This is a genomic window from Candidatus Centipeda massiliensis, assembly GCF_900290285.1.
GTDB lineage: Bacteria > Bacillota > Negativicutes > Selenomonadales > Selenomonadaceae > Centipeda > Centipeda massiliensis.
This window is the reverse complement of sequence record NZ_LT985754.1, coordinates 363,503-382,479: the sequence shown is the minus strand read 5'-3', so window position 1 is coordinate 382,479 and position 18,977 is coordinate 363,503. Positions and strand designations below refer to the sequence as shown.

The 18,977-nt window shown below is 56.8% G+C and carries 20 protein-coding genes and 1 tRNA gene; 10 read left to right on the top strand and 11 right to left on the bottom strand.

Features of this window, described 5'->3' with window-relative positions:
• Nucleotides 1–8 precede the first annotated feature (8 nt).
• From C8273_RS01895 to C8273_RS13355, 4 genes are all read left to right on the top strand, one after another.
• Nucleotides 9–362 carry a DUF4258 domain-containing protein gene (locus C8273_RS01895; protein ID WP_106626143.1) on the top strand — a complete coding sequence of 118 codons (354 nt, stop codon included), beginning with the start codon at nucleotides 9–11 and terminating at the stop codon, nucleotides 360–362.
• Nucleotides 359–592, top strand: coding sequence for a type II toxin-antitoxin system MqsA family antitoxin (locus C8273_RS01890; RefSeq protein WP_106626142.1), 234 nt, complete (start codon nucleotides 359–361; stop codon nucleotides 590–592). Before C8273_RS01895 ends, C8273_RS01890 begins: the two co-directional genes overlap by 4 nt.
• A gap of 152 nt (nucleotides 593–744) precedes the next feature.
• Nucleotides 745–1,599, top strand: coding sequence for a tyrosine-type recombinase/integrase (locus C8273_RS13360; protein WP_267895785.1), 855 nt, complete (start codon nucleotides 745–747; stop codon nucleotides 1,597–1,599).
• Nucleotides 1,515–1,850: a tyrosine-type recombinase/integrase gene (locus C8273_RS13355; RefSeq protein WP_267895793.1), complete on the top strand. Its 336-nt coding sequence runs from the start codon at nucleotides 1,515–1,517 to the stop codon at nucleotides 1,848–1,850. The genes C8273_RS13360 and C8273_RS13355 overlap by 85 nt, the downstream gene beginning before the upstream one ends.
• Nucleotides 1,851–1,916: 66 nt before the next feature.
• Here the strand turns inward: C8273_RS13355 and C8273_RS01880 are convergent, their stop codons facing one another.
• From C8273_RS01880 to C8273_RS01860, 6 genes are all read right to left on the bottom strand, one after another.
• Nucleotides 1,917–2,303, bottom strand: coding sequence for a hypothetical protein (locus C8273_RS01880; protein ID WP_106626141.1), 387 nt, complete (start codon nucleotides 2,301–2,303; stop codon nucleotides 1,917–1,919).
• Nucleotides 2,300–2,836 carry a hypothetical protein gene (locus C8273_RS01875; protein WP_106626140.1) on the bottom strand — a complete coding sequence of 179 codons (537 nt, stop codon included), beginning with the start codon at nucleotides 2,834–2,836 and terminating at the stop codon, nucleotides 2,300–2,302. The genes C8273_RS01880 and C8273_RS01875 overlap by 4 nt, the downstream gene beginning before the upstream one ends.
• The gene (locus C8273_RS12615; protein WP_159060728.1) at nucleotides 2,805–3,011 is read right to left on the bottom strand and encodes a hypothetical protein; all 207 of its coding nucleotides are present in this window, start codon (nucleotides 3,009–3,011) and stop codon (nucleotides 2,805–2,807) included. Before C8273_RS12615 ends, C8273_RS01875 begins: the two co-directional genes overlap by 32 nt.
• A gap of 257 nt (nucleotides 3,012–3,268) precedes the next feature.
• Nucleotides 3,269–3,357, bottom strand: a tRNA-Ser gene (locus C8273_RS01870).
• A gap of 95 nt (nucleotides 3,358–3,452) precedes the next feature.
• Nucleotides 3,453–4,742 (bottom strand): O-acetylhomoserine aminocarboxypropyltransferase/cysteine synthase family protein, encoded by a 1,290-nt coding sequence (locus C8273_RS01865; protein WP_106626139.1) that lies wholly within the window; start codon nucleotides 4,740–4,742, stop codon nucleotides 3,453–3,455.
• A gap of 72 nt (nucleotides 4,743–4,814) precedes the next feature.
• Entirely contained in the window at nucleotides 4,815–5,681 is an 867-nt protein-coding gene (locus C8273_RS01860) for an AraC family transcriptional regulator (protein ID WP_106626821.1), read from the bottom strand.
• 251 nt (nucleotides 5,682–5,932) lie between these two features.
• Between C8273_RS01860 and C8273_RS01855 the strand changes: the two genes are divergently transcribed.
• The 6 genes from C8273_RS01855 to C8273_RS01830 all read left to right on the top strand — a co-directional run bounded on the left by C8273_RS01855 (nucleotide 5,933) and on the right by C8273_RS01830 (nucleotide 12,576).
• Complete coding sequence (locus tag C8273_RS01855) at nucleotides 5,933–7,723, top strand: L-fucose isomerase (protein WP_106626138.1); 1,791 nt, start codon at nucleotides 5,933–5,935, stop codon at nucleotides 7,721–7,723.
• 14 nt (nucleotides 7,724–7,737) lie between these two features.
• Complete coding sequence (locus C8273_RS01850; protein ID WP_106626137.1) at nucleotides 7,738–9,210, top strand: rhamnulokinase; 1,473 nt, start codon at nucleotides 7,738–7,740, stop codon at nucleotides 9,208–9,210.
• Nucleotides 9,204–9,647 carry an RbsD/FucU family protein gene (locus C8273_RS01845; protein WP_106626136.1) on the top strand — a complete coding sequence of 148 codons (444 nt, stop codon included), beginning with the start codon at nucleotides 9,204–9,206 and terminating at the stop codon, nucleotides 9,645–9,647. Before C8273_RS01850 ends, C8273_RS01845 begins: the two co-directional genes overlap by 7 nt.
• A gap of 12 nt (nucleotides 9,648–9,659) precedes the next feature.
• Nucleotides 9,660–10,349: a class II aldolase/adducin family protein gene (locus tag C8273_RS01840; RefSeq protein WP_106626135.1), complete on the top strand. Its 690-nt coding sequence runs from the start codon at nucleotides 9,660–9,662 to the stop codon at nucleotides 10,347–10,349.
• Nucleotides 10,350–10,599: 250 nt separating this feature from the next.
• On the top strand, nucleotides 10,600–11,937 hold the full coding sequence (fucP, locus tag C8273_RS01835; RefSeq protein ID WP_106626134.1) for an L-fucose:H+ symporter permease: 1,338 nt from the start codon (nucleotides 10,600–10,602) through the stop codon (nucleotides 11,935–11,937).
• A gap of 186 nt (nucleotides 11,938–12,123) precedes the next feature.
• Entirely contained in the window at nucleotides 12,124–12,576 is a 453-nt protein-coding gene (locus tag C8273_RS01830; protein ID WP_234343784.1) for a Dps family protein, read from the top strand.
• A gap of 128 nt (nucleotides 12,577–12,704) precedes the next feature.
• On the opposite strand, the gene C8273_RS01825 is transcribed toward C8273_RS01830, so the two are convergent.
• The 5 genes from C8273_RS01825 to C8273_RS01805 all read right to left on the bottom strand — a co-directional run bounded on the left by C8273_RS01825 (nucleotide 12,705) and on the right by C8273_RS01805 (nucleotide 18,847).
• On the bottom strand, nucleotides 12,705–13,676 hold the full coding sequence (locus tag C8273_RS01825) for a PP2C family serine/threonine-protein phosphatase (RefSeq protein ID WP_106626132.1): 972 nt from the start codon (nucleotides 13,674–13,676) through the stop codon (nucleotides 12,705–12,707).
• A gap of 27 nt (nucleotides 13,677–13,703) precedes the next feature.
• Entirely contained in the window at nucleotides 13,704–14,468 is a 765-nt protein-coding gene (locus C8273_RS01820; RefSeq protein WP_106626131.1) for a vWA domain-containing protein, read from the bottom strand.
• A 40-nt stretch (nucleotides 14,469–14,508) separates the two neighbouring features.
• A complete protein-coding gene (locus C8273_RS01815; protein WP_106626130.1) occupies nucleotides 14,509–16,578 on the bottom strand; it encodes a zinc-ribbon domain containing protein in 2,070 nt (689 codons plus the stop codon).
• An 18-nt stretch (nucleotides 16,579–16,596) separates the two neighbouring features.
• Complete coding sequence (locus C8273_RS01810) at nucleotides 16,597–17,646, bottom strand: hypothetical protein (RefSeq protein ID WP_106626129.1); 1,050 nt, start codon at nucleotides 17,644–17,646, stop codon at nucleotides 16,597–16,599.
• A 169-nt stretch (nucleotides 17,647–17,815) separates the two neighbouring features.
• A complete protein-coding gene (locus C8273_RS01805) occupies nucleotides 17,816–18,847 on the bottom strand; it encodes an AI-2E family transporter (protein ID WP_106626128.1) in 1,032 nt (343 codons plus the stop codon).
• Nucleotides 18,848–18,977 lie beyond the last annotated feature (130 nt).

The window sequence follows — 18,977 nt, the reverse complement described above, 5'->3', positions numbered from 1 at the left end:
GGGGCTATATGGAGATATTGGACTTTGACAGCGCGAAAGATGCTGCCATACTGAAAACGATTCAAGAGCGATGCGCTGCGCATAGGCTCCAATGGACGAATCACATTCTTCTGCGGCTCTTTCAGCGTGGCATAGCCATCGACGATGTGACGCACGCACTTGAATCGGGCGAAATCGTCGAGCACTATCCGGAGGACTATCCACACCCAAGCTATTTGATACTTGGCCGAACCGCGGCGAACGAACAGCTCCACATCGTTTGTGGCATCGGTTCAGATTACCTTCATCTCATCACCGCATATTATCCGGATCCCGAGCGTTGGGAATCCGACGGAAAGACACGAAAGGAGAAATCACAATGAGCTGCTTCATGTGCAAAGGATCGCTTGAGGAGAAAAAAACGACGTTTATGGTCGAGATCGGCGAGCACATCATCATTATCAAAGATGTTCCGTCGTTTGTCTGCTCCCAATGCGGAGACACGACATACAGCGACGAGGTTGCTCATATGCTCGAGCAAATCGTAAACTCCCTGCGGAAGGTCCCAACGGAAATGTCCGTCGTCAACTACAAGAGCAAGCCCGCAGCATAACATTTCAGCACAAAATAAAAACCGCCCACCGTGCGCCAACACGATGAGCGGCGATACAAGCAATCCCCGAGGAGATATGCCCGCACTCTCAAGCGAAAGTATATCACACCTTCGGGGATTATTCCACAACGAATCTTCGGATGTGTTTTATTATGCCAACCAAACGCAAGGACGGGCGCTACCAGTCGAGCGTCATCCTTGAGAACCCGATCACGGGCGAGAAGGTACGGCGCTATTTCTACGCCTACACGCTGCAGGAACTCGAGGCAGAACGGCGACGCATCATGAACGCGAACATCTCAGATTTCCTGCTAGTCGAGACGTTTCACCGCTTCGCTGACGAGTTCATCGCCATGAAGCGCGACGTGGATAAACTAGAGGCTTCGACGCTCTCCACCTATCAAGGCTTTCTCACGCGCCATATTCTACCGCAAATCTCGCCGACGATGAAGATCGCCGATGTGAAGCCCGCCCTGCTGAAGCACATCCTCGCCAAGATCGATGGCGATCGGACGAGACAAGCGGTCTATACGTTGCTGCAGTCGATCTTTCGGGCAGCAAAATTCGAGCGGATGATCGAGAATAACCCGATGGAGTACATCCGTAAACCCAAGCACAAGGCGACGGCGGCGGGCATTGTCACACCGGAGATTTATCACGCGATCCTTGATGCGATCCGTGGATCACAGGCAGAACATCTCTTTAAGTTCGCGTGGGGCACAGGGTTGCGCCGGGGTGAGATCGTCGCGCTCCGCTGGTCGGACTTTGACGCAAAGGCAGCGACGATCCGCGTCTCAAAGGCTCGGAAACGCGCTGCAGAGGAGTACGAGGGCACGACCAAGACGGCATACAGTGCCCGCCGGTCACGCTTTCCCCTGCTGCTGTGCAGAATCTCCTCGCATGGAGGAAGAAGCTCACGGCGATCCTCCTACGGCAGGGCGTCCCTCTCACAAAGGACAGCTATGTTTTCCGCTCCCTGCGCGACGAGACACAGCCGATCACGCTGACGGCGGTGACACATCTCTTCGCCGATCTCAAGCGACGGCTGAATCTCCCCGCAGATCTGCGCTTTCACTCGTTCCGCCATACCCACGCGACGCTCCTTGCGGAGCAGGGGATCAGCGCAAAGAAGATACAGGTGCGCCTCGGGCACGCGTCAGCATCCTTTACGATGGATAGATATGTGCACAACACGGAGCAGATGCAGGAGGGTGTGACGGAGAGAATCGTGCAGGTTGAGGAAAGGTACGAGCGTTGATCTCGGAGCAATAGAATCCGCGCACAAGAAAAGCACTTTGCATTATTTGCAAAGTGCTTTTAATTTTTACGCCATAACGAGGCTTTCAATGTCAGCATATAGCCGCCCCGATAATGAATTATTCTGTGTCGCAGCATCACGCCTGTTCTCTCTCAACACATCACACACAAATGCGATACACACGGTGTGCTGAATCGGTATACTCGAGAAAATCGCCCGTATAAGACGAACCGTCCATATAAACTGCTCTTTCATAGGCAGTCCCTTTATAAGCTCACTATACAATTTGGGGAAAGTGACATACAGTGCCAATAGCATAAAAAAGGGGATTACCGGTGAAAGAATCACACCAAAAAACACACCTGCTCCCTGTTCCTTAAATTTAATAACAGTGGCAACGTAAAAGGCGATAGCACAGACACACAGAATAAATATCACATCTTCGAATCTCATGAGTCTCCCCCCGTTCTGTGAGTTCCTGCAAACACCTCATCGCGTCGTGTTCGCTTGAAAAGCCAATCTATCAGTGTCACAAAAGTAACACTTACAACAGCCCGCCATACATAACGCAAGTCAATTCCCGACAGATAAAAGCCGATAAAGTCCTCTGCTGTCGATAAAAGGTACTGATCCCCCAACTTTATGACAGTGAACACTCCCGTCATCCCCAAAACGGAAAACAAAAACCAAAAGCCGCATACAAAAATCTCCGCACGACGAATATACATACGAACTCTTGTAGTAGGTGTAAATTTCAAACAATCCATTAGAATGGGGACGACAAACAAATTCAAAGAAACAAAGAACGAGGTTTCATTGATACCTCTCCCTAAAACGAACCAAGCAATAACCGTGTAGCAAAATCGGAATCCTAAATGTGCAAAGGCATTAGGCGTATCTGCGGAAGCAGTCGGAAACATCAGAATCCTACGGTTATCCGGCAAAGACTGCTCATCAGCCTTCTTTTGCTTGCTTTGCTTCGGCATAGTCACCTACATACTCCATCGACGTCCTAAGCATATCGCCTGTCCGTCGCCAGATTTTCTGCGTCATTTTTGCAGGCGTAGAGATGTGCTGCATATAGTTCCGTTTTTGAGTGAGAGCAATACTTCCGACGCCATGTACAACCATGCGGGAAAGTCTTCTAATTACTGCTGCCACAGTGACCCCCCTAAAAAAGCGTACACGAATAAAACAACTAGACCCGTCTGATAAGTTATCGGGTTCTCTCATACACCATTTGAGGCGATTGCTTATATGATAGTAGCTTTTACGTTTATTATACATTTTACCGTTCAAGCGGTCAAGTGTGAAGAGAAATACGGTCGATAAATGCCATGATGTCAAAAATGATGTCAAAAATAAAAACAGAACAGAAAAGGCTTCCAAGGTAAAAACCCCGGAAGCCTTGATTTTACTGGCAGAGAGGGTGGGATTCGAACCCACGGTGGCTCATCACCACACTTGATTTCGAGTCAAGCACCTTCGACCACTCGGACACCTCTCCATGCGCTTATGCGACATGACGCATTATAGCACAGGCGGGGCGAGATTGGCAAGGTTTTTTTCAGGATACTGCGACGTGGGGCAAACGGCAATCCGTCACACCGCCGCGAGTGCCTCCTCAAGATCAGCAATCAGATCATCGACATGTTCGATGCCGATGGAGAGGCGCACCGTTCCCTCGCCGATGCCGGAGGCGGCAAGCTCGGCTTCGTTCATCTGGGAGTGGGTCGTGGTCGCGGGGTGGATGACGAGCGACTTCACGTCCGCGACGTTCGCGAGCAGAGAGAAGAGGGTCAGCTTGTCGATAAAGCGGAACGCCGCCTCACGCCCGCCCACGATATCAAAGGTAAAGATGGAGATGCCGCCGTGCGGGAAGTACCGCTTGTAGATTTCGTGGTCGGGATGGTTGGGCAGGGAGGGATGGTTGACCTTCGCGACCTTCGGGTGCTTTGCAAGGAAGTCCACGATCTTCAGCGCGTTCTCGACGTGACGCTCGACGCGCAGCGACAGTGTCTCAAGCCCGTGAATGAAGTAAAACGCGCTCTGTGGTGCGATTGCTGCGCCCGTGTCGCGCAGGATGAGTGCACGAATATAGACGACGAATGCGACGGGGCCGAGCGCATCGACAAAGCTCACACCGTGATAGCTTGGGTTCGGATCGGTGAGGTGCGGGAAACGTCCCGACGCCTTCCAGTCGAACGTACCGCCGTCGACGATCACGCCGCCGAGGCTCGCGCCGTGTCCGCCGAGGAACTTGGTCGCCGAGTGCACAACGATGTCCGCGCCGTGCTCGATCGGGCGCAGGAGGTACGGCGTTGCAAAGGTGTTGTCGATGACGACGGGCACGCCCTGCGCGTGTGCTGCCGCAGCAACCGCCTCGATGTCGATGAGGTCGGCGTTCGGGTTGCCGACGGTCTCGATGAAGACGCACTTCGTATTCGGGCGGATCGCGTCCGCGAAGCCCTGTGCGCCCGCCTTCGGATCGACGAAGGTCACGTCAATGCCCCACTCCTTCACCGTATGCGCGAGGAGGTTGTACGAGCCGCCATAGATCGTCTGCTGCGCGACGATGTGATCGCCCGCATGGGCAAGCCCTTGGAACGTCGCCGTGATCGCCGCCGCCCCCGAGGCAAATGCGAGTGCCGCCGCGCCGCCCTCAAGCGCCGCAATGCGCTTCTCGAAGACATCCTGCGTTGGGTTCATGAGACGCCCGTAGATATTGCCCGGATCCTTGAGCGCAAAGCGGTCGGCGGCGTGCTGCGCATTGTGGAACACGTATGAGGTCGTCTGGTAGATCGGCACGGCACGCGCATCCGTCACGGGATCCGCCGCCTCCTGTCCGACGCGCACCTGCAGGGTTTCAAAATGGTATTTTTTCTCGCTCATGGTAAGTCCCCTTTTCCATTTCCGAAAACACATATTTTGTTGATATGAATTATATACAAAAGTTATTTTTTGTCAAGAGGAAATTGTCTTCTGATACTTCAGCGGCGAGATTCCCTTGTACTTTCGGAACGTCTTGATAAAGTAGCTGATGTCGTTGAACCCCGTCGCGAGCGCGATCTCCGTGATGTTCTCATCGCTGTGCGCGAGGCGGATACACGCCATCTCGATGCGGTAGTAGTTGAGGTAGTCAATGGGGCTGCGGTGCGTGATCTTTTGAAAGAAGCGGCAAAAGTAGTTGGGCGTAAGACCCGCCGCAGCCGCGAGATCGCCGAGGGTGAGCGGCTGATCGTATGCGTCGTCGATGAGCTGAAAGGTCTTCTTGAGCTGCATGACGCGCCGCCGGCTGCTCTCGCGCAGAGCCGCATTCGGTTCGTGACAGAGTCCGTGCTGCAGCACCACGCCGAGAAAGGCGTAGAGCATGCCCGTCACGATCAGCTCATAGCCCGTCTGCGCCGCCTTCATCGCGGCGAAGAGCGTGTCGATGATCTGCGGCACATCGCGCGTCTCGCGCGGGATATGCTTGTTGATGAGCAGCTCATGCTCCAAGACCTTGCGCACTCCCTCGCCCGTGCACTCACTGCCGTGCAGGAGCTTTTTCATATCGAAGACGATGCACTCGTAGACGGTCTCCTCATCGAGCGGTGCGCCGCCGTGCACGATGCCGTCGCGGATGAAGATGATATCCCCCGCCTGCGCCTGCACCGTGTCCTCGTTCAGCGCGAGCTTCAGACCGCCGCGTACGATGTAGACAATCTCGTACTCGATGTGCCAGTGATAGGGCATGTGAAAGCGCGGGTGCGTGCAGTCGACATGATGGAATTCGATTGGAAAATCAAAGCGCCCGCGCGTGCGGAATTCGTTGTACCCCTCGTGTTTCACCGTCCGTCCCCCCTTATTGCAAAAGATAATATCGTCGCATTTTCCGCCAAGATCGTTATGTTTTTCACGTTCTCCCATTGATGATAGTATTTCTCAAGATATATTGAGTTTTGCAAAAAGATAAAATCGTACAATTTTTACATAGTATAGCACAAGCGCCGCCCTCCGTTCAACGCTATAATACAGGCATGACAGAAAAAAGTAAATATTCATCAACACGATGAATCACAGATGAAACGGAGGAAATCATCATGGCAGAAACAAGGTGCATCGGCGGCTATCCCGTCATTGGCATTCGTCCGACGATCGACGGGCGGCGCGGCGTTCTCGATGTGCGCGGCGCACTTGAGGAGCAGACGATGGGCATGGCACGCGCAGCGAAGAAGCTCTTCGAGGAGAACCTGCGCTACACAAACGGCGATCCCGTAAAGGTCATCATCGCGGACTCGACCATCGGCCGCGTCCCTGAGGCGGCGGCGTGCGCAGAGCAGTTCCGCCGCGCGGGCGTGGACATCACGCTGACGGTCACGCCGTGCTGGTGCTACGGCTCGGAGACGATGGACATGGATCCGATGACGATCAAGGGAGTCTGGGGCTTCAACGGCACGGAGCGCCCGGGCGCGGTCTACCTCGCCTCCGTCCTCGCGAGCCACGCGCAGAAAGGGCTGCCCGCATTCGGCATCTACGGTCATGACGTGCAGGAGGCAGACGCCGAGGGCATTCCCGCCGACGTTGTGGAAAAGCTGCTCCGCTTCGGCCGCGCCGCCGTTGCTGCCGCCACGATGCGCGGCAAGTCCTACCTCCAGATCGGCGCGATCACCATGGGCATCGGCGGCTCGATCATCAGCCCCGAGTTCTTTGAGGAGTACCTCGGCATGCGCGTCGAGTCCGTCGACGAGGTCGAGATCATCCGCCGCATGACGGAGGGAGTCTACGACCCGGAGGAGTACAAGAAGGCACTCGCGTGGACGAAGGAGCACTGCAAGGAGGGCTTTGACAAGAACCCCGAATTTGCACGCAAGTCCGACGCCGAAAAGAAAGAGGCGTGGGAATTCGTCGTCAAGATGATGTGCATCATCAAAGACCTCTACAACGGCAACAAGAATCTGCCGAAGGGCTGCGAGGAAGAGGTGCTCGGGCACAACGCGATTGCGGGCGGCTTCCAGGGGCAGCGCCAGTGGACGGACTTCTACCCGAACGGCGATTTCGCCGAGGCGATGATGAACTCCTCGTTCGACTGGAATGGTGCGCGTGAGCCGTACATCCTCGCCACGGAGAACGACACGCTGAACGGCGTTGCGATGCTCTTCAACAAGCTGCTCACGAACCGCGCTCAGATCTTTGCCGACGTGCGTACCTACTGGAGCCCCGCGGCGGTCAAAAAGGCGACGGGCTACGATCTGGAAGGACGCGCAAAGGAAGGCAAGGGCTTCATCCACCTCATCAACTCCGGTGCAGCGTGCCTCGATGCGTGCGGCGCGGTCAAGGACGGCGCAGATTCTGTCATCAAGCCGTTCTGGGAGCTCACGGAAAAAGATCAGAAGGCGTGCCTCGATGCGACCGAGTGGTGCCCGGCGGACAACGGCTACTTCCGCGGCGGCGGCTTCTCCTCCCGCTTCCTCACGCGCGGCGAGATGCCCGCGACCATGGTGCGCGTCAACCTCGTCAAGGGTCTTGGCCCCGTCTTGCAGCTCGTTGAGGGCTGGACGGTGAATCTACCCGACGAGGTCTCGGACAAGCTCTGGAAGCGCACGGACTACACCTGGCCGTGCACCTGGTTCACCCCGCGCCTGACGGGTGCGGGCGCATTCCGCTCCGCCTACGATGTCATGAACAACTGGGGCGCAAACCACGGTGCAATCAGCTACGGACACATCGGCGCCGACCTCATCACACTCTGCTCCATCCTGCGCATCCCCGTCTGCATGCACAACGTCGCGGACGTCGATGTCTTCCGCCCGGCGGCATGGAACGCATTCGGCATGGACGCAGAGGGACAGGACTATCGCGCCTGTGCCGCCTACGGGCCAATGTATAAATAACATCGGAGGCTTCCATGGCTACGGAAAAATATGTGCTCTCCTTCGACCTCGGTGCCTCGGGCGGCAGAGCCGTCCTGGGCGCGTACGACGGCAGCCGCATCCGCATGGAGGAACTGCACCGCTTCACAAACGATCCCGTCCACCTTGGACGCACGATGTACTGGGATGTCCTGCGCCTCTTTCACGAGATGAAACAGGGACTGCTGAAGGCGCGCGGGCATAACATCGCGAGCATCGGCACAGACACATGGGGCGTTGACTTCGGGCTTTTGGACGCTGACGGCTGTCTCCTCGAAAGCCCCGTCCACTACCGCGACCGCCGCACTGTCGGCATGAGCAGCACGGCATTCCAAAAAATTTCACGCGAGGAACTCTACCGCATCACGGGCAATCAGATCATGGAGATCAACACCGTGTTTCAGCTGCTCGCCCTCAGGCAGCAGCGCCCCGAGCTGCTCGCGCGTGCAAAGACGCTGCTGCTCATGCCAGATCTCCTCAACTACTTCCTCTCGGGGGAGAAGAAGACCGAGTATTCGATTGCAACGACGACACAGATGCTCGATGCGCAGAGGCGTACATGGTCGCGTGAGGTACTCACCGCACTCGACCTGCCCGCGCACATCCTCACGGACATTGTCCCCACGGCGACGCCCATCGGGCGCATGACCGAGGAACTGTCCGCCGAGCTCGGCATGGGCAGACCTCAGATCATCGCCGTCGCGGGACACGACACCCAGAGTGCCATGGCGGGCGTGCCCACGGGAGAGGAGGACTTCATCTTCCTCTCCTGCGGCACATGGTCACTCCTCGGCACAGAGCTGCGGGAGCCGATCATCAACGAGACCTCCGCTGCGTGCAACATCACGAACGAGGGCGGCTACGGTGCGCGAATCTCCTTCCTCAAGAACCTCATCGGACTCTGGCTCATTCAGGAGAGCCGCCGTCAGTGGATGCGCGAAGGGCACGAATACGCCTACGGCGAGCTGGAGCAAATGGCGGCGGCAGCCCCCACACAGCGCTCCTTCATCCGCCCCGACGATCCCGCGTTCCTGCCCTCGGGCGATATGCCGCTCCGCATTCGCGCCGCGTGTGAGCGCACGGGACAGCCCGTCCCCGAGACCGTCGGCGAAGTCGTCCGCTGCATCGACGAGAGCCTTGCCCTCTCCTACCGCGCAGCACTCGCGGAGATCGAGACCTGCACGGGCAAACACTACGACAAGATCTATCTCATCGGCGGCGGCGTCCAGAGCCGGCTCCTCGCCCAGCTTACGGCGGACGCGTGCGGACGCACCGTCCTCGCGGGACCCATCGAGGCAACCGTCCTCGGCAATATCGCCCTGCAGCTGATTGCGGCGGGCGAGGTCAAGGATCTCGCCGAGGCACGGGCACTCATCCGCGCCTCCTCCGACATCACGGCGTACGAGCCGAAGAACACCGACCAATGGGACGCACATTTTGAAAAATGGAAGGGGCTGACCCCATGCTGAAAGGAATCCCGAAAATCATCTCCCCCGCTCTGCTCAAGGTACTCGCCGAGATGGGACACAGCGACCGCATCGTCATCGGCGACGGCAACTTCCCCGCCGAATCGGTCGGCAAGGACTGCATCGTCATCCGCGCCGACGGGCACGGCGTTCCCGAACTCCTCGACGCGATCCTCACGCTGTTCCCGCTCGACCCCTACGTCGACAAACCGGTCAGCCTCATGGAAGTCATGCCGGGCGATCCCGTCAGAACCCCGATCTGGGACACGTACAAGGAGATCATTGCAAAGCATGACGCGCGCGGCGCGGCAGCCGTCGGCACGATCGAGCGGTTCCGCTTCTACGACGAGGCGCGCACGGCGTACGCCATTGTCACCACGGGTGAATCCGCGCTGTACGCCAACATCATACTGCAAAAGGGTGTCGTCACAGACGCCTGAAAGGTGAGAGAAATGGAAAATATAAAGGAAATCAAAGACGCGATCTGCGATGTCTGTCACAAGATGTGGCAGCTCGGCTGGGTCGCCGCGAACGACGGCAACGTCACCGTCCTTCTGGACGACGACACCCTGCTCGCAACGCCGACCGGCATCAGCAAGAGCTTCATCACACCGGAGAAACTCGTCCGCATCGACCGCGAGGGCAATATCCTTGAGGCAAACGAGGGCTATCGTCCCTCCTCCGAGATCAAGATGCACCTGCGCTGCTACAAGGATCGCGCAGACGTACGCTCCGTCGTGCACGCGCATCCGCCCACGGCGACCGGCTTTGCCGTCGCGCACATCCCGCTTGACCGCTACGACATGATCGAAACTGTCGTCTCGCTCGGCTCCATCCCCATCACGCCGTACGGCACGCCGTCCACGTACGAAGTCCCCGAGGCGATTGCGCCCTACATCCAAGAGCACGATGCCGTACTCCTTGAGAACCACGGCGCACTCACCCTCGGAGCGAACCTCATCGACGCCTACTACAAGATGGAGACACTCGAACTGTTCGCCAAGATCAACCTCACCGCCTACATGCTCGGCGGGCCGAAGGAAATCTCGCGTGCGAACATCGACAAGCTCGTGGGTCTACGCAGCTACTACGGCGTTCAGGGACGCCACCCCGGCTACAAGCACTACGCTGCGGAGGACTAAGGAGGATCTATTTTTGTAAATGGTCTACGAAGCCTGATTTTATGCCCCTTGGAGCGAACCCTAGTGGAGCAGGTGAGAAAAGCGAGCGACTCGCCCCCGGCGTACTTCTTTCGTTCAAGCGAAGCGCGTTTAAGAAGTGCGCCGGTATTTAGGCGAATGAGCACGCGATCACCTGCACAACTAAGCGTTCGCGAAAGGGGCATAGAACGGGCAGACAATAGAACTTTATTTCAAGCAGAGGGTGATTCACATGACCAAAGATACCGCCGCCTTCACAGCGGACGTGCGCGACGTGGACGATACCCCCGTCGTGCCCCACCAGTACCGCGTATACTTCTTCCTGCTCGTCTCCTGCTTTGCACTCTGGGGACTGCTCAACAACATGACGGACAACCTCGTCCCGTCCTTTGCCAAGATCTTTATGATTAAGGCCGTCGACTCCTCCCTCGTGCAGGTCGCGTTCTACGGCGCGTATGCCGTCCTCGCACTTCCTGCCGCCTTTATCATCAAGCGTTACTCCTACCGCATGGGCGTCCTCGTCGGACTCGGCTTCTACATGATCGGCGCGTTCGGCTACATCCCGGCGGCGATCCTGCAGAGCTACAACCTCTTCCTCGTCTCCATCTTCATCCTCGCGGGCGGACTCTCCGTCCTTGAGACCACGTGCAACCCGTTCGTCCTCTCCCTCGGCGATGAGTCGACCAGCGTCCGCCGCCTCAACTTTGCACAGGCGTTCAACCCGCTCGGCTCAATGGCAGGGCTGTTCCTCGCGAAATACGTCATCCTCGCGCATCTGAACCCCGCCACCCTCGACGACCGTCTCACCATGAGCACGGAAGCGCTCACCGCCGTCCGCGACGCCGAACTCTTCTGGGTCTGCGTCCCCTACGTCGGACTCATCCTCATCGCCTTCATTATATGGATGTTCTTCTATCGCAGCACCCTCAGTGACCGCGACGCAGGCGACAGCATGAGCGTCGGTGAGGCAATCCGCCGCCTCCTCGCCCGCCCGCGCTACGCATTCGGCGTCGTCAGCCAGTTCTTCTACGTCGGCGTACAGATCGCCGTCTGGACATGGACGATCAAATACGTCATGGCGAACATGAACCTCGTCGAGGCGGAGGCAGCGAACTACTACATCTACTCCATCTTCCTCTTCATCGGCTGCCGCTGGATCTGCACGTGGCTCATGAAGTACATCGTCCCCGCAAAGATGATGGCAGTCTTCGCCCTCGGCGGCATCCTCTGCTGCCTCGGCACCATCTACCTCCCCATTGAGACCTCCATCTACTGCCTCGTCGGCATCTCAGGCTGCATGTCCCTCATGTTCCCCACCATCTACGGCATCGCCCTGCGCGGCCTTGGCCCTGAGGTCAAATTCGGCGCAGCGGGACTCATCATGGCAATCCTCGGCGGCGCGATCATCACCCCGATGATGGGCGCACTCGTCGACGGCGGCACACTCTCCGGACTCGTCAGCGGCTTCACCCCTGAGGTCGCCGCCATCCGGACTGCCTTCTACCTCCCCGTCCTCTGCTTTGCCGTCGTCCTCCTTTACTCGCTTGCATTCCGCAAGGTAAAGGATTGAAGATACATATACCCCACCTTCCATATCTCTGCGGCAGAAATTACCGCAGAGATATTTTTTCGCAAAACTATTTAATAATAACTATTGACAAATAAAACACGGTGGGATATAATAACACACGTAATGAGATATGAAACAGATGCCACGGCATCTGCGGAACAACAAAACGAAAGGGGATTTACTACTATGAAACACACGAATATGTCTGAACTCACAAATGCAATCAACGGCTACATCGCCAACATCGGCGTCAGCTACATCAAGCTGCACAACCTCCACTGGAACGTCGTCGGCTCGCAGTTCAAGGCGGTACACGAGTACCTTGAGTCTCTCTATGATTCCTTCGCGGATGTGCTCGACGAGACGGCGGAGCTCCTCAAGATGGCAGATGCACAGCCGGTCGCGAGCCTCAAAGGCTACCTGGAAATCGCAACGATCAAGGAGCTCCCGGACGAGAAGATTGACCAGAAGAAGGTGCTTGAGATCGTACTCGCCGACCTCGAACTCCTCCAGAATCAGGCGCTCGAGATCCGCAAGGCTGCCGATGCACATGACTGCTTCGGCGTTGCGAACCTCATGGAGGATCACGTCACCAACTACGCAAAGCAGATCTGGTTCCTCCGCTCCATGCTCGCGTAAATTCCTTCCCCCATTCTTCCTTACTTCCCATATACACGAAACCGCCGTACCGATTGGTGCGGCGGTTTTTATGTGTCTGCAATGCTCCCAACAAGGGTTATATTTTCCGGTCATGGATTCCACAGGATTTACAGAATCCGATCACGCTCCTTTTTTCGCGTCATAGCAGCGGTCTTCACGAACCGTTGCACATCCTTCTGCCGCAGTGTGGTATTCCCACGCATGGCGCGCATGATCTGACACGGTGCAAGGCGCAGCCCTAGCTTTCGGCAAATGCGCAGAGGGACGGCAAGCGGCAGAGAAAAGCCGCCGAAGACCTCCCGCCGCTGCGTCGGAGACAGCGCCCTGATCGGGGGCAGTGCGTGCGAACAGCGCGCCATGAGGGCAATGCTGCAATCGTCCTGTGTCTGCATTGCAATGACATTCTCAAGTGCAGCCACAAGCTGCAGAAGGAGGACATCGTGCGCGATGAGGCAGGTGCGGTGCATGAGGCGGATCACAGCAGGTGCGAGCACGCGATTGCGCTTGTGATAGAGACTCTGCTCCGTCCCATCGGACATAAGGACGAACCCCGAAAGGCGCGCCGCGCTCCCCTTGTAGATGCGCATACGCTGTAGCGCATCCCGCGAGGTCACAAAGGTAGTCGCATTCGCAAATTCCCCGTTATCCGGTGCAGAGAGTGTTTTCAGCCCATCCATACCGTAGCAGCCGATGACCCCATCCCCGATATGTACCGCGAGAAAGTTTTCATCGTCCGCGGCGACAGCGAGGAGGGTTGCAGCAAGATCATGCATCTCACACCCGAGCTCATCCGCCTTTGCGCGCAGTGCTGCGAGAACTGTATTTAGGATGTGCTGCTTGACAGCAACGCCGTTGCTGTTTCCGATAAAGGCGCGAAACTCCTCCGCAAGGAGGGATCCCACGCTGCACACAGCTGCATCCGCCCCATAGAGGGAGAGCCGCGCCGAGCCTGCGCCGTCGGAGAGGGCAATCACATGAACGCCGCTCACCGCGTCATAATGTACTACGTCCTGGCAGGGAACGTCGGACTTTTTATGCCCCCTCCCCTGCACGGCGCAGCCAATGGATTTCCACGTCATACATACTCCTTCGTTCCTCGGAAGTCATCACAGCTCCGCCCAGCCCTTGATTTTCTCGACATCCAGCTTGATCTCCTCGCCCGGCATGGACTGCGAGGTATGCGCAACACTCTGGCTGAGCCACTCGAAAAATGCCCCGAAGTTCATCCCCTTGAGCTTAAGTGGCGTGCGGCGCTGCGAGAATGCGCCGAGATTCACCATATCCGCCTCCGGTCCGATGCCAATGGGGAATACGGATAGCTTGCGATTGCCGTCCAGTTCCCGGGTGCGGGAAACGGCACGCTGGAACTCTGCGGGGCTGCCGTTCGGTGAGCCGTCCGTCATAAGGACGAGCCACGGCTGGAAGTAGTCAACCCCCGCATCCTTGTATTCCTGCTTGCGCGTCTCAAGGCGGTCGAGTGCGAGGTTGACGCCCTCGCCCATCGGAGTCTCACCGTCCGCCGTGAGGTCAGGAAAGTCCGGCTGCAGATCGAGGCTTGCGAAGTCCTTGACGAGACGCGCGGAGCTGCCCCCAAAGGTAACAACGCAGATTTCGGCAGAGTAGCGTGCGACCTCGTCCGCATTCAGTGCCGCATAGAAGCTGCGCACCCCCGCGACCAGTTCGTTCAGAGCAGTGACACCGCCCTCGACTACATTCCACTGCTGCCCGTCACGAAAGACAGTGCGCCCCGTATCCCGTGTCTCGCCGCCGACAATGCGGTTCATCGAGCCACTGACATCGAGGCAGAGGCAGATGGGAACACGCGTCGAGGGATTGTTGACCAGATCCTGTTGTCTCAGCAAATCGTTCATGATGACACTACTCCTTTGCAAAATCTCTTATCCATAATGATCAGCCGAAAAGGCTCTTGAGAACGATCTCAAGGAAGGATGCATTCCTGCTCTCGCTCTCCCTCTGCGGAACACATACGCGCGTCGGGCTTGACGTAAGGGTATGGGCATGATGCCCGCCACCGCGGCAGTTCTTGCAGGTTCTAGGGAGGGAGAAGCTCTTCTTCGCGTAGAACTCCTTCTCCCCGTTGGTGATGCCGAAGGATTCACCGCAGATGCTGCACGTCCTTCGCTCAGCGACCATGTTTCGCTTCTCGTAGCAGGTCCTACAGCTCATATGCTTCTTCGAGTGCTTGACGTACTTATCGTAGTTCGTATAGCGAATCTCCGCACCGCAGGTATTGCAACGGTAAATCTCACCCTGTCGCAGACAGGTTGGGCAGATCCCCTCCTTCAGACGCTCCTCGTCATCCTCCCGTCCGCAAAGCTTGCATTTCGCATAAGTCCTGCCCAACTGCCTTTTGAACCGCGTCGGAAAGAGCAGCAGGGACTCCTCATCCTGCTCCGCCATTCTACCGCTCGTGAGGAGGTAGTGGTATCGGCGAAACATCTGCAGCCACTCCCCTGTGGTGTAACGGCTGCGGCCGCCGTAGTGCGCCTCCCCACGGCAGAACGTCTCGTAGAATGCCTGCTTCAGTTCGTACGGGAGATGACTCCAACAGTACCGCCACGAGCCCGGCGGCACCTTTCCGTTCTTCTTGTCTCCAAGTGGGTAGGAGAAGTCCCCCTTGATGATATTCTCCTGCACCCCCTCGCCCCCCTGCATGGAGTATGGCTGTCTTCCGGGCAGCATAATCATAAAAAGGAGGGTCGCCACGGCGAAGCGCTCGTGCTCAATCGTGCGCAGTACGGGGTTATTCTTCTGAATCTCCGGCGCAGTGAAGGGGACGGTGCAGACGGGGCACGGGAAGCCCTCCACCTGATAGCTGTCCGTATCCACGAAGTAGACCTTCGTCGGAGACTCAAAAAGAATGTTAAGAGGGTTGATATCACCGAGGATCACATTGCGGTCATGCAGGTACTTCAGCTTTTCGAGGATCGTGATGCAGAGCTGGACCGTGTCCACCTTTGTCCACTGCGGGAAGTTCTTCAGAATGACAGGCTTCGGGACAAAAAAGCGTTTCTGCAGCTCCTTGCCCGCAGCCTCCTTCATCAGATAGCCGACGAACTCGCCCTGTGCATTGTAGATCATCGCCATCGGGAAGCAGACGCCATCGCAGTCGATCTCCCGTGTGAGCATAAGGCGCAGCTTCTCGTATTTGCGGCGCGTGATCTTGTCCCGCTTATAGATCTTCGCAATGATGCCGGACTTGTTCGTCCGATAGGCGATGCCCTCGCCGCCGGCGCCGATCTGTGTCCCGAGCCGCAATGTGCCGCTCTGCCCCGCACGGCGTATCATCACCTCGTCTCCCGCTGTTGGGATCGACGAGACAGGGATGACCGTATCCGGCACATCCGTGACCGTCGTCACCGTCGCAAAGCGCGCTTCCTCTTCGTCAAGCTCGGTCTCGGGGGCATTACTTGGCACAGGAGGTTTTCCGCAGCCTTGGGCGCCCCCGACAAAGACATCTTGCAGACTGCCGCTGCCATCAAGGCGCTTCACGCGGATCGTCTTGACCCCGCGTACTGCATCACTGTCCTTACCAATGGGAAGTGCTCTGGCAGCAAGCTTGTAATCCTGCGTGATCAGCAGCATATCATAGGTGAGACGAAAACGCGTGAGTATGCTCAGCAGGACATTATCAGCAAGTTTATCATCGTTTGGATCGCCAACGACCGCAACAAGATTTCTCTTTTGCAAATTGACCACTGTGCGGCGTGCGTGCTCTGCCTTTTTCTCGATTCCCGTCTCCTTCTTCTTTGTTTTCGGCATGTAGTTGGGATCAGCAAGTTTCTCGAGTTCGTCATAGACACTCTTGGGAACGATGACGCTCTTCCCCGTCCGCTCGAGAATCGGGACGATCTTCTGCCAGAACTGATCCGCACCGCCCGAGAGCAAGCTGCAGGTATCAATGAAAATCTTGTACTTCTTCACATAGGCTTCGAGATAGCCAACGGGTCCGTCCTTCATCGTAGATGCTCCTCTCTCCTAGACCTCTCCCCATCCATTGGGGATTGTTGTGTGTGGCAGCGCCCGCGCCTTGGTATCATATAACGTATCCGGAGGCGCACAGGGGGGCTCAATCATCCTCACTGCCTCCGCATCGGGCACATATGTATCCTTAGAGACTTCCTCCTCCATCTCCTCCCACCCCGCAAGTCCGCTCGTATCCAGAAGCAGCTCCTGCTCCTTCGACTCGACCGCAATAGGCTGTTCCGCGTAGGAGTGCAGCCTGCCGTCGCGAACCCAGCCGACAACAATGGGATTGTTCTCCTTCTCAAGCCCCGTTTCATTCAAGCGCAGTACCTCCCGGGCGAGCTCTCGATTATTCGTCAGGAGGCAGAGCCGGTGGGCACTGCGGAAACGTGTAAACACTGAGAGAATAATATCGGCAAAATCAGGATCCCCCGCCTCGCCGCGAATGTCCAAAACCTCCTGCGTCTGCATCTGCTTCAGATATTTGATCGCCGTCTGTGCAGCAGGATTTCCCCGCTGCGTGCGCAGCTCCTCCACCAAACGCAGCGGGACGATCACGCTCCGCTCTGCTGTACGCAGCGCATCCACGAGATCGTCGACGACATTCCCCGCGTTCTCCGTCATCAGGATGTTCGTATCCATGAAGATTCTATACTGCCGTGCGATGATCCCCAGCTCCTCGGTAAAGCCGTCATCGTCCGCCGTCTCCATATCCTCCGCACACGCGTGCATCCCCTCGAACCACCGCTCGATGAGAGAGCCGTCGCGAAACGACGTATCGTAGTCCGCAGCGTTCTTTGTCCCCTCCTGATCGATGATTGTCTGAACGGCAGGCAGCAGCCGCCCGTTCTGACGAAAGTAGTGGTCGATAAACGCCGCGAGTGCGATGTACTGCGTCTGTGACATCCCCGTCTTGCGTGTCTCGAGATTGTTCATCGTCTGACGTGTGACACCGATCGCCTCCGCCATCTCTGCAATGCTGCAGTCCATGATGTTGCGGATGGGGCGCAGGAGACTTTGGAAGTTCTCGACAATCACATTCCTCTGGTCTTTATCCAACATTGTAATCTCCTTTCTGTCCTGTTTTTTGTATAATAGCAGATGTTTTTCCTTATGTCAATATATTTTACAAAAACATATTTTATTTTTCATTGTAAATTACACATTTCTATATTTCATATTTTAACAAAACCTCCTTTACACGACGTTATGCAAAGGAGGTTCTTTGTGTTTATGAATTTTCTGCCTGTTCCTCCCCCTTCATCTCCTGCCGGTCGCGGTAGATGTCGGTGATGACGATCTTGATGATGACGATGAAGGGGACGGCGAGGAACATCCCCGCCGCGCCGAGCAGTTCGCCGCCAAAGACGACGCCGAGGATGACGGCGACGGGGTGAAGGTGGAGGCTTTTGCCGACGAGTGCAGGATAGACAACGTTGTGGTTGACCTGCGTGAGCGCAACGTAGAAGAGCGCAGTCTGCACGGTGAGCTCACGCATCGCAGAGGCAGTCATAAGGATGCCGAGCGCCGAGGCTACGGTGGGTCCGAGCACGGGGATGAACTCGCTGACCCCCGAGAGCAGCGCAAAGACGGAGGCATACGGGAGTCCCATCAGTTTGAAGTAGGCGAACACGACCACCCCTGTGATAAAGCACATAACAAGCTGGCTGCATATATAGACGCGCAGTGCGATGAGGAGCGTATCGAAGAGGCGGAGGACGCGCGCACGGGAGTTATGCGGAAAGAGTCCCGCCAGCCAGAGTTTGATATCCGCGCCGTCCTTCAGCAGATAGAACGATACAAAGATGATAATGACGAAGTCCATCACCTTCCCGAACGCGACGAGCAGGAAGGAGAGCGACGCACGCACGAGTTCCGCACCGACGCTGCGCAAACGGTCAAGGATGTTCACAAACTCATCTTTGATAAAGTCGGTGTCCGAAAGAAGGGGAAGCTGCTGAATGCTCTGTCCGATGGTCGGCAGCTCCGCCACGAACCGCTGAAAGGACGGGAGGACGGAACGCGAGATGATGCTCACGAGTGCGGCGAGCACGAAGATGAACGCGATGATGGCGATTGCCGACGCGGCCGCGCGCGGCATACGCCGCGCCTCCATGAAGTCCACGACGGGCTTTAGGAGGAGCTGCAGGAGCAGTGAGAGGAAGATGATGAATGCAAAGTCCTGATAGAACCAGAACGTCGAGAGCAGGATTGTAAAGGTCACGGCGAGGATGATCGACGTACGGTAGTTGGCAAGATTCATTAGACGCCTCCTTTCTGTGGCGTGTATGCGCTCATGATAGCATATTCCGTGTGCGCCGTCTATCATACTTCTGTCGCATTAAGGAATCGCTGATAAAACAGCCCCTCGGATTTGCGCAGATTTTTTCGTC

Excerpts from the sequence above, each read along its gene's own strand:
- C8273_RS01895 (WP_106626143.1), top strand. The coding sequence starts at position 9 with ATGGAGATATTGGACTTTGACAGCGCGAAAGATGCTGCCATACTGAAA.
- C8273_RS01890 (WP_106626142.1), top strand. The coding sequence starts at position 359 with ATGAGCTGCTTCATGTGCAAAGGATCGCTTGAGGAGAAAAAAACGACG.
- C8273_RS13360 (WP_267895785.1), top strand. The coding sequence starts at position 745 with ATGCCAACCAAACGCAAGGACGGGCGCTACCAGTCGAGCGTCATCCTT.
- C8273_RS01880 (WP_106626141.1), bottom strand. The coding sequence starts at position 2,303 with ATGAGATTCGAAGATGTGATATTTATTCTGTGTGTCTGTGCTATCGCC.
- C8273_RS01875 (WP_106626140.1), bottom strand. The coding sequence starts at position 2,836 with ATGCCGAAGCAAAGCAAGCAAAAGAAGGCTGATGAGCAGTCTTTGCCG.
- C8273_RS01865 (WP_106626139.1), bottom strand. The coding sequence starts at position 4,742 with ATGAGCGAGAAAAAATACCATTTTGAAACCCTGCAGGTGCGCGTCGGA.
- C8273_RS01855 (WP_106626138.1), top strand. The coding sequence starts at position 5,933 with ATGGCAGAAACAAGGTGCATCGGCGGCTATCCCGTCATTGGCATTCGT.
- C8273_RS01850 (WP_106626137.1), top strand. The coding sequence starts at position 7,738 with ATGGCTACGGAAAAATATGTGCTCTCCTTCGACCTCGGTGCCTCGGGC.
- C8273_RS01845 (WP_106626136.1), top strand. The coding sequence starts at position 9,204 with ATGCTGAAAGGAATCCCGAAAATCATCTCCCCCGCTCTGCTCAAGGTA.
- C8273_RS01840 (WP_106626135.1), top strand. The coding sequence starts at position 9,660 with ATGGAAAATATAAAGGAAATCAAAGACGCGATCTGCGATGTCTGTCAC.
- fucP (WP_106626134.1), top strand. The coding sequence starts at position 10,600 with ATGACCAAAGATACCGCCGCCTTCACAGCGGACGTGCGCGACGTGGAC.
- C8273_RS01830 (WP_234343784.1), top strand. The coding sequence starts at position 12,124 with ATGAAACACACGAATATGTCTGAACTCACAAATGCAATCAACGGCTAC.
- C8273_RS01825 (WP_106626132.1), bottom strand. The coding sequence starts at position 13,676 with ATGACGTGGAAATCCATTGGCTGCGCCGTGCAGGGGAGGGGGCATAAA.
- C8273_RS01820 (WP_106626131.1), bottom strand. The coding sequence starts at position 14,468 with ATGAACGATTTGCTGAGACAACAGGATCTGGTCAACAATCCCTCGACG.
- C8273_RS01815 (WP_106626130.1), bottom strand. The coding sequence starts at position 16,578 with ATGAAGGACGGACCCGTTGGCTATCTCGAAGCCTATGTGAAGAAGTAC.
- C8273_RS01810 (WP_106626129.1), bottom strand. The coding sequence starts at position 17,646 with ATGTTGGATAAAGACCAGAGGAATGTGATTGTCGAGAACTTCCAAAGT.
- C8273_RS01805 (WP_106626128.1), bottom strand. The coding sequence starts at position 18,847 with ATGAATCTTGCCAACTACCGTACGTCGATCATCCTCGCCGTGACCTTT.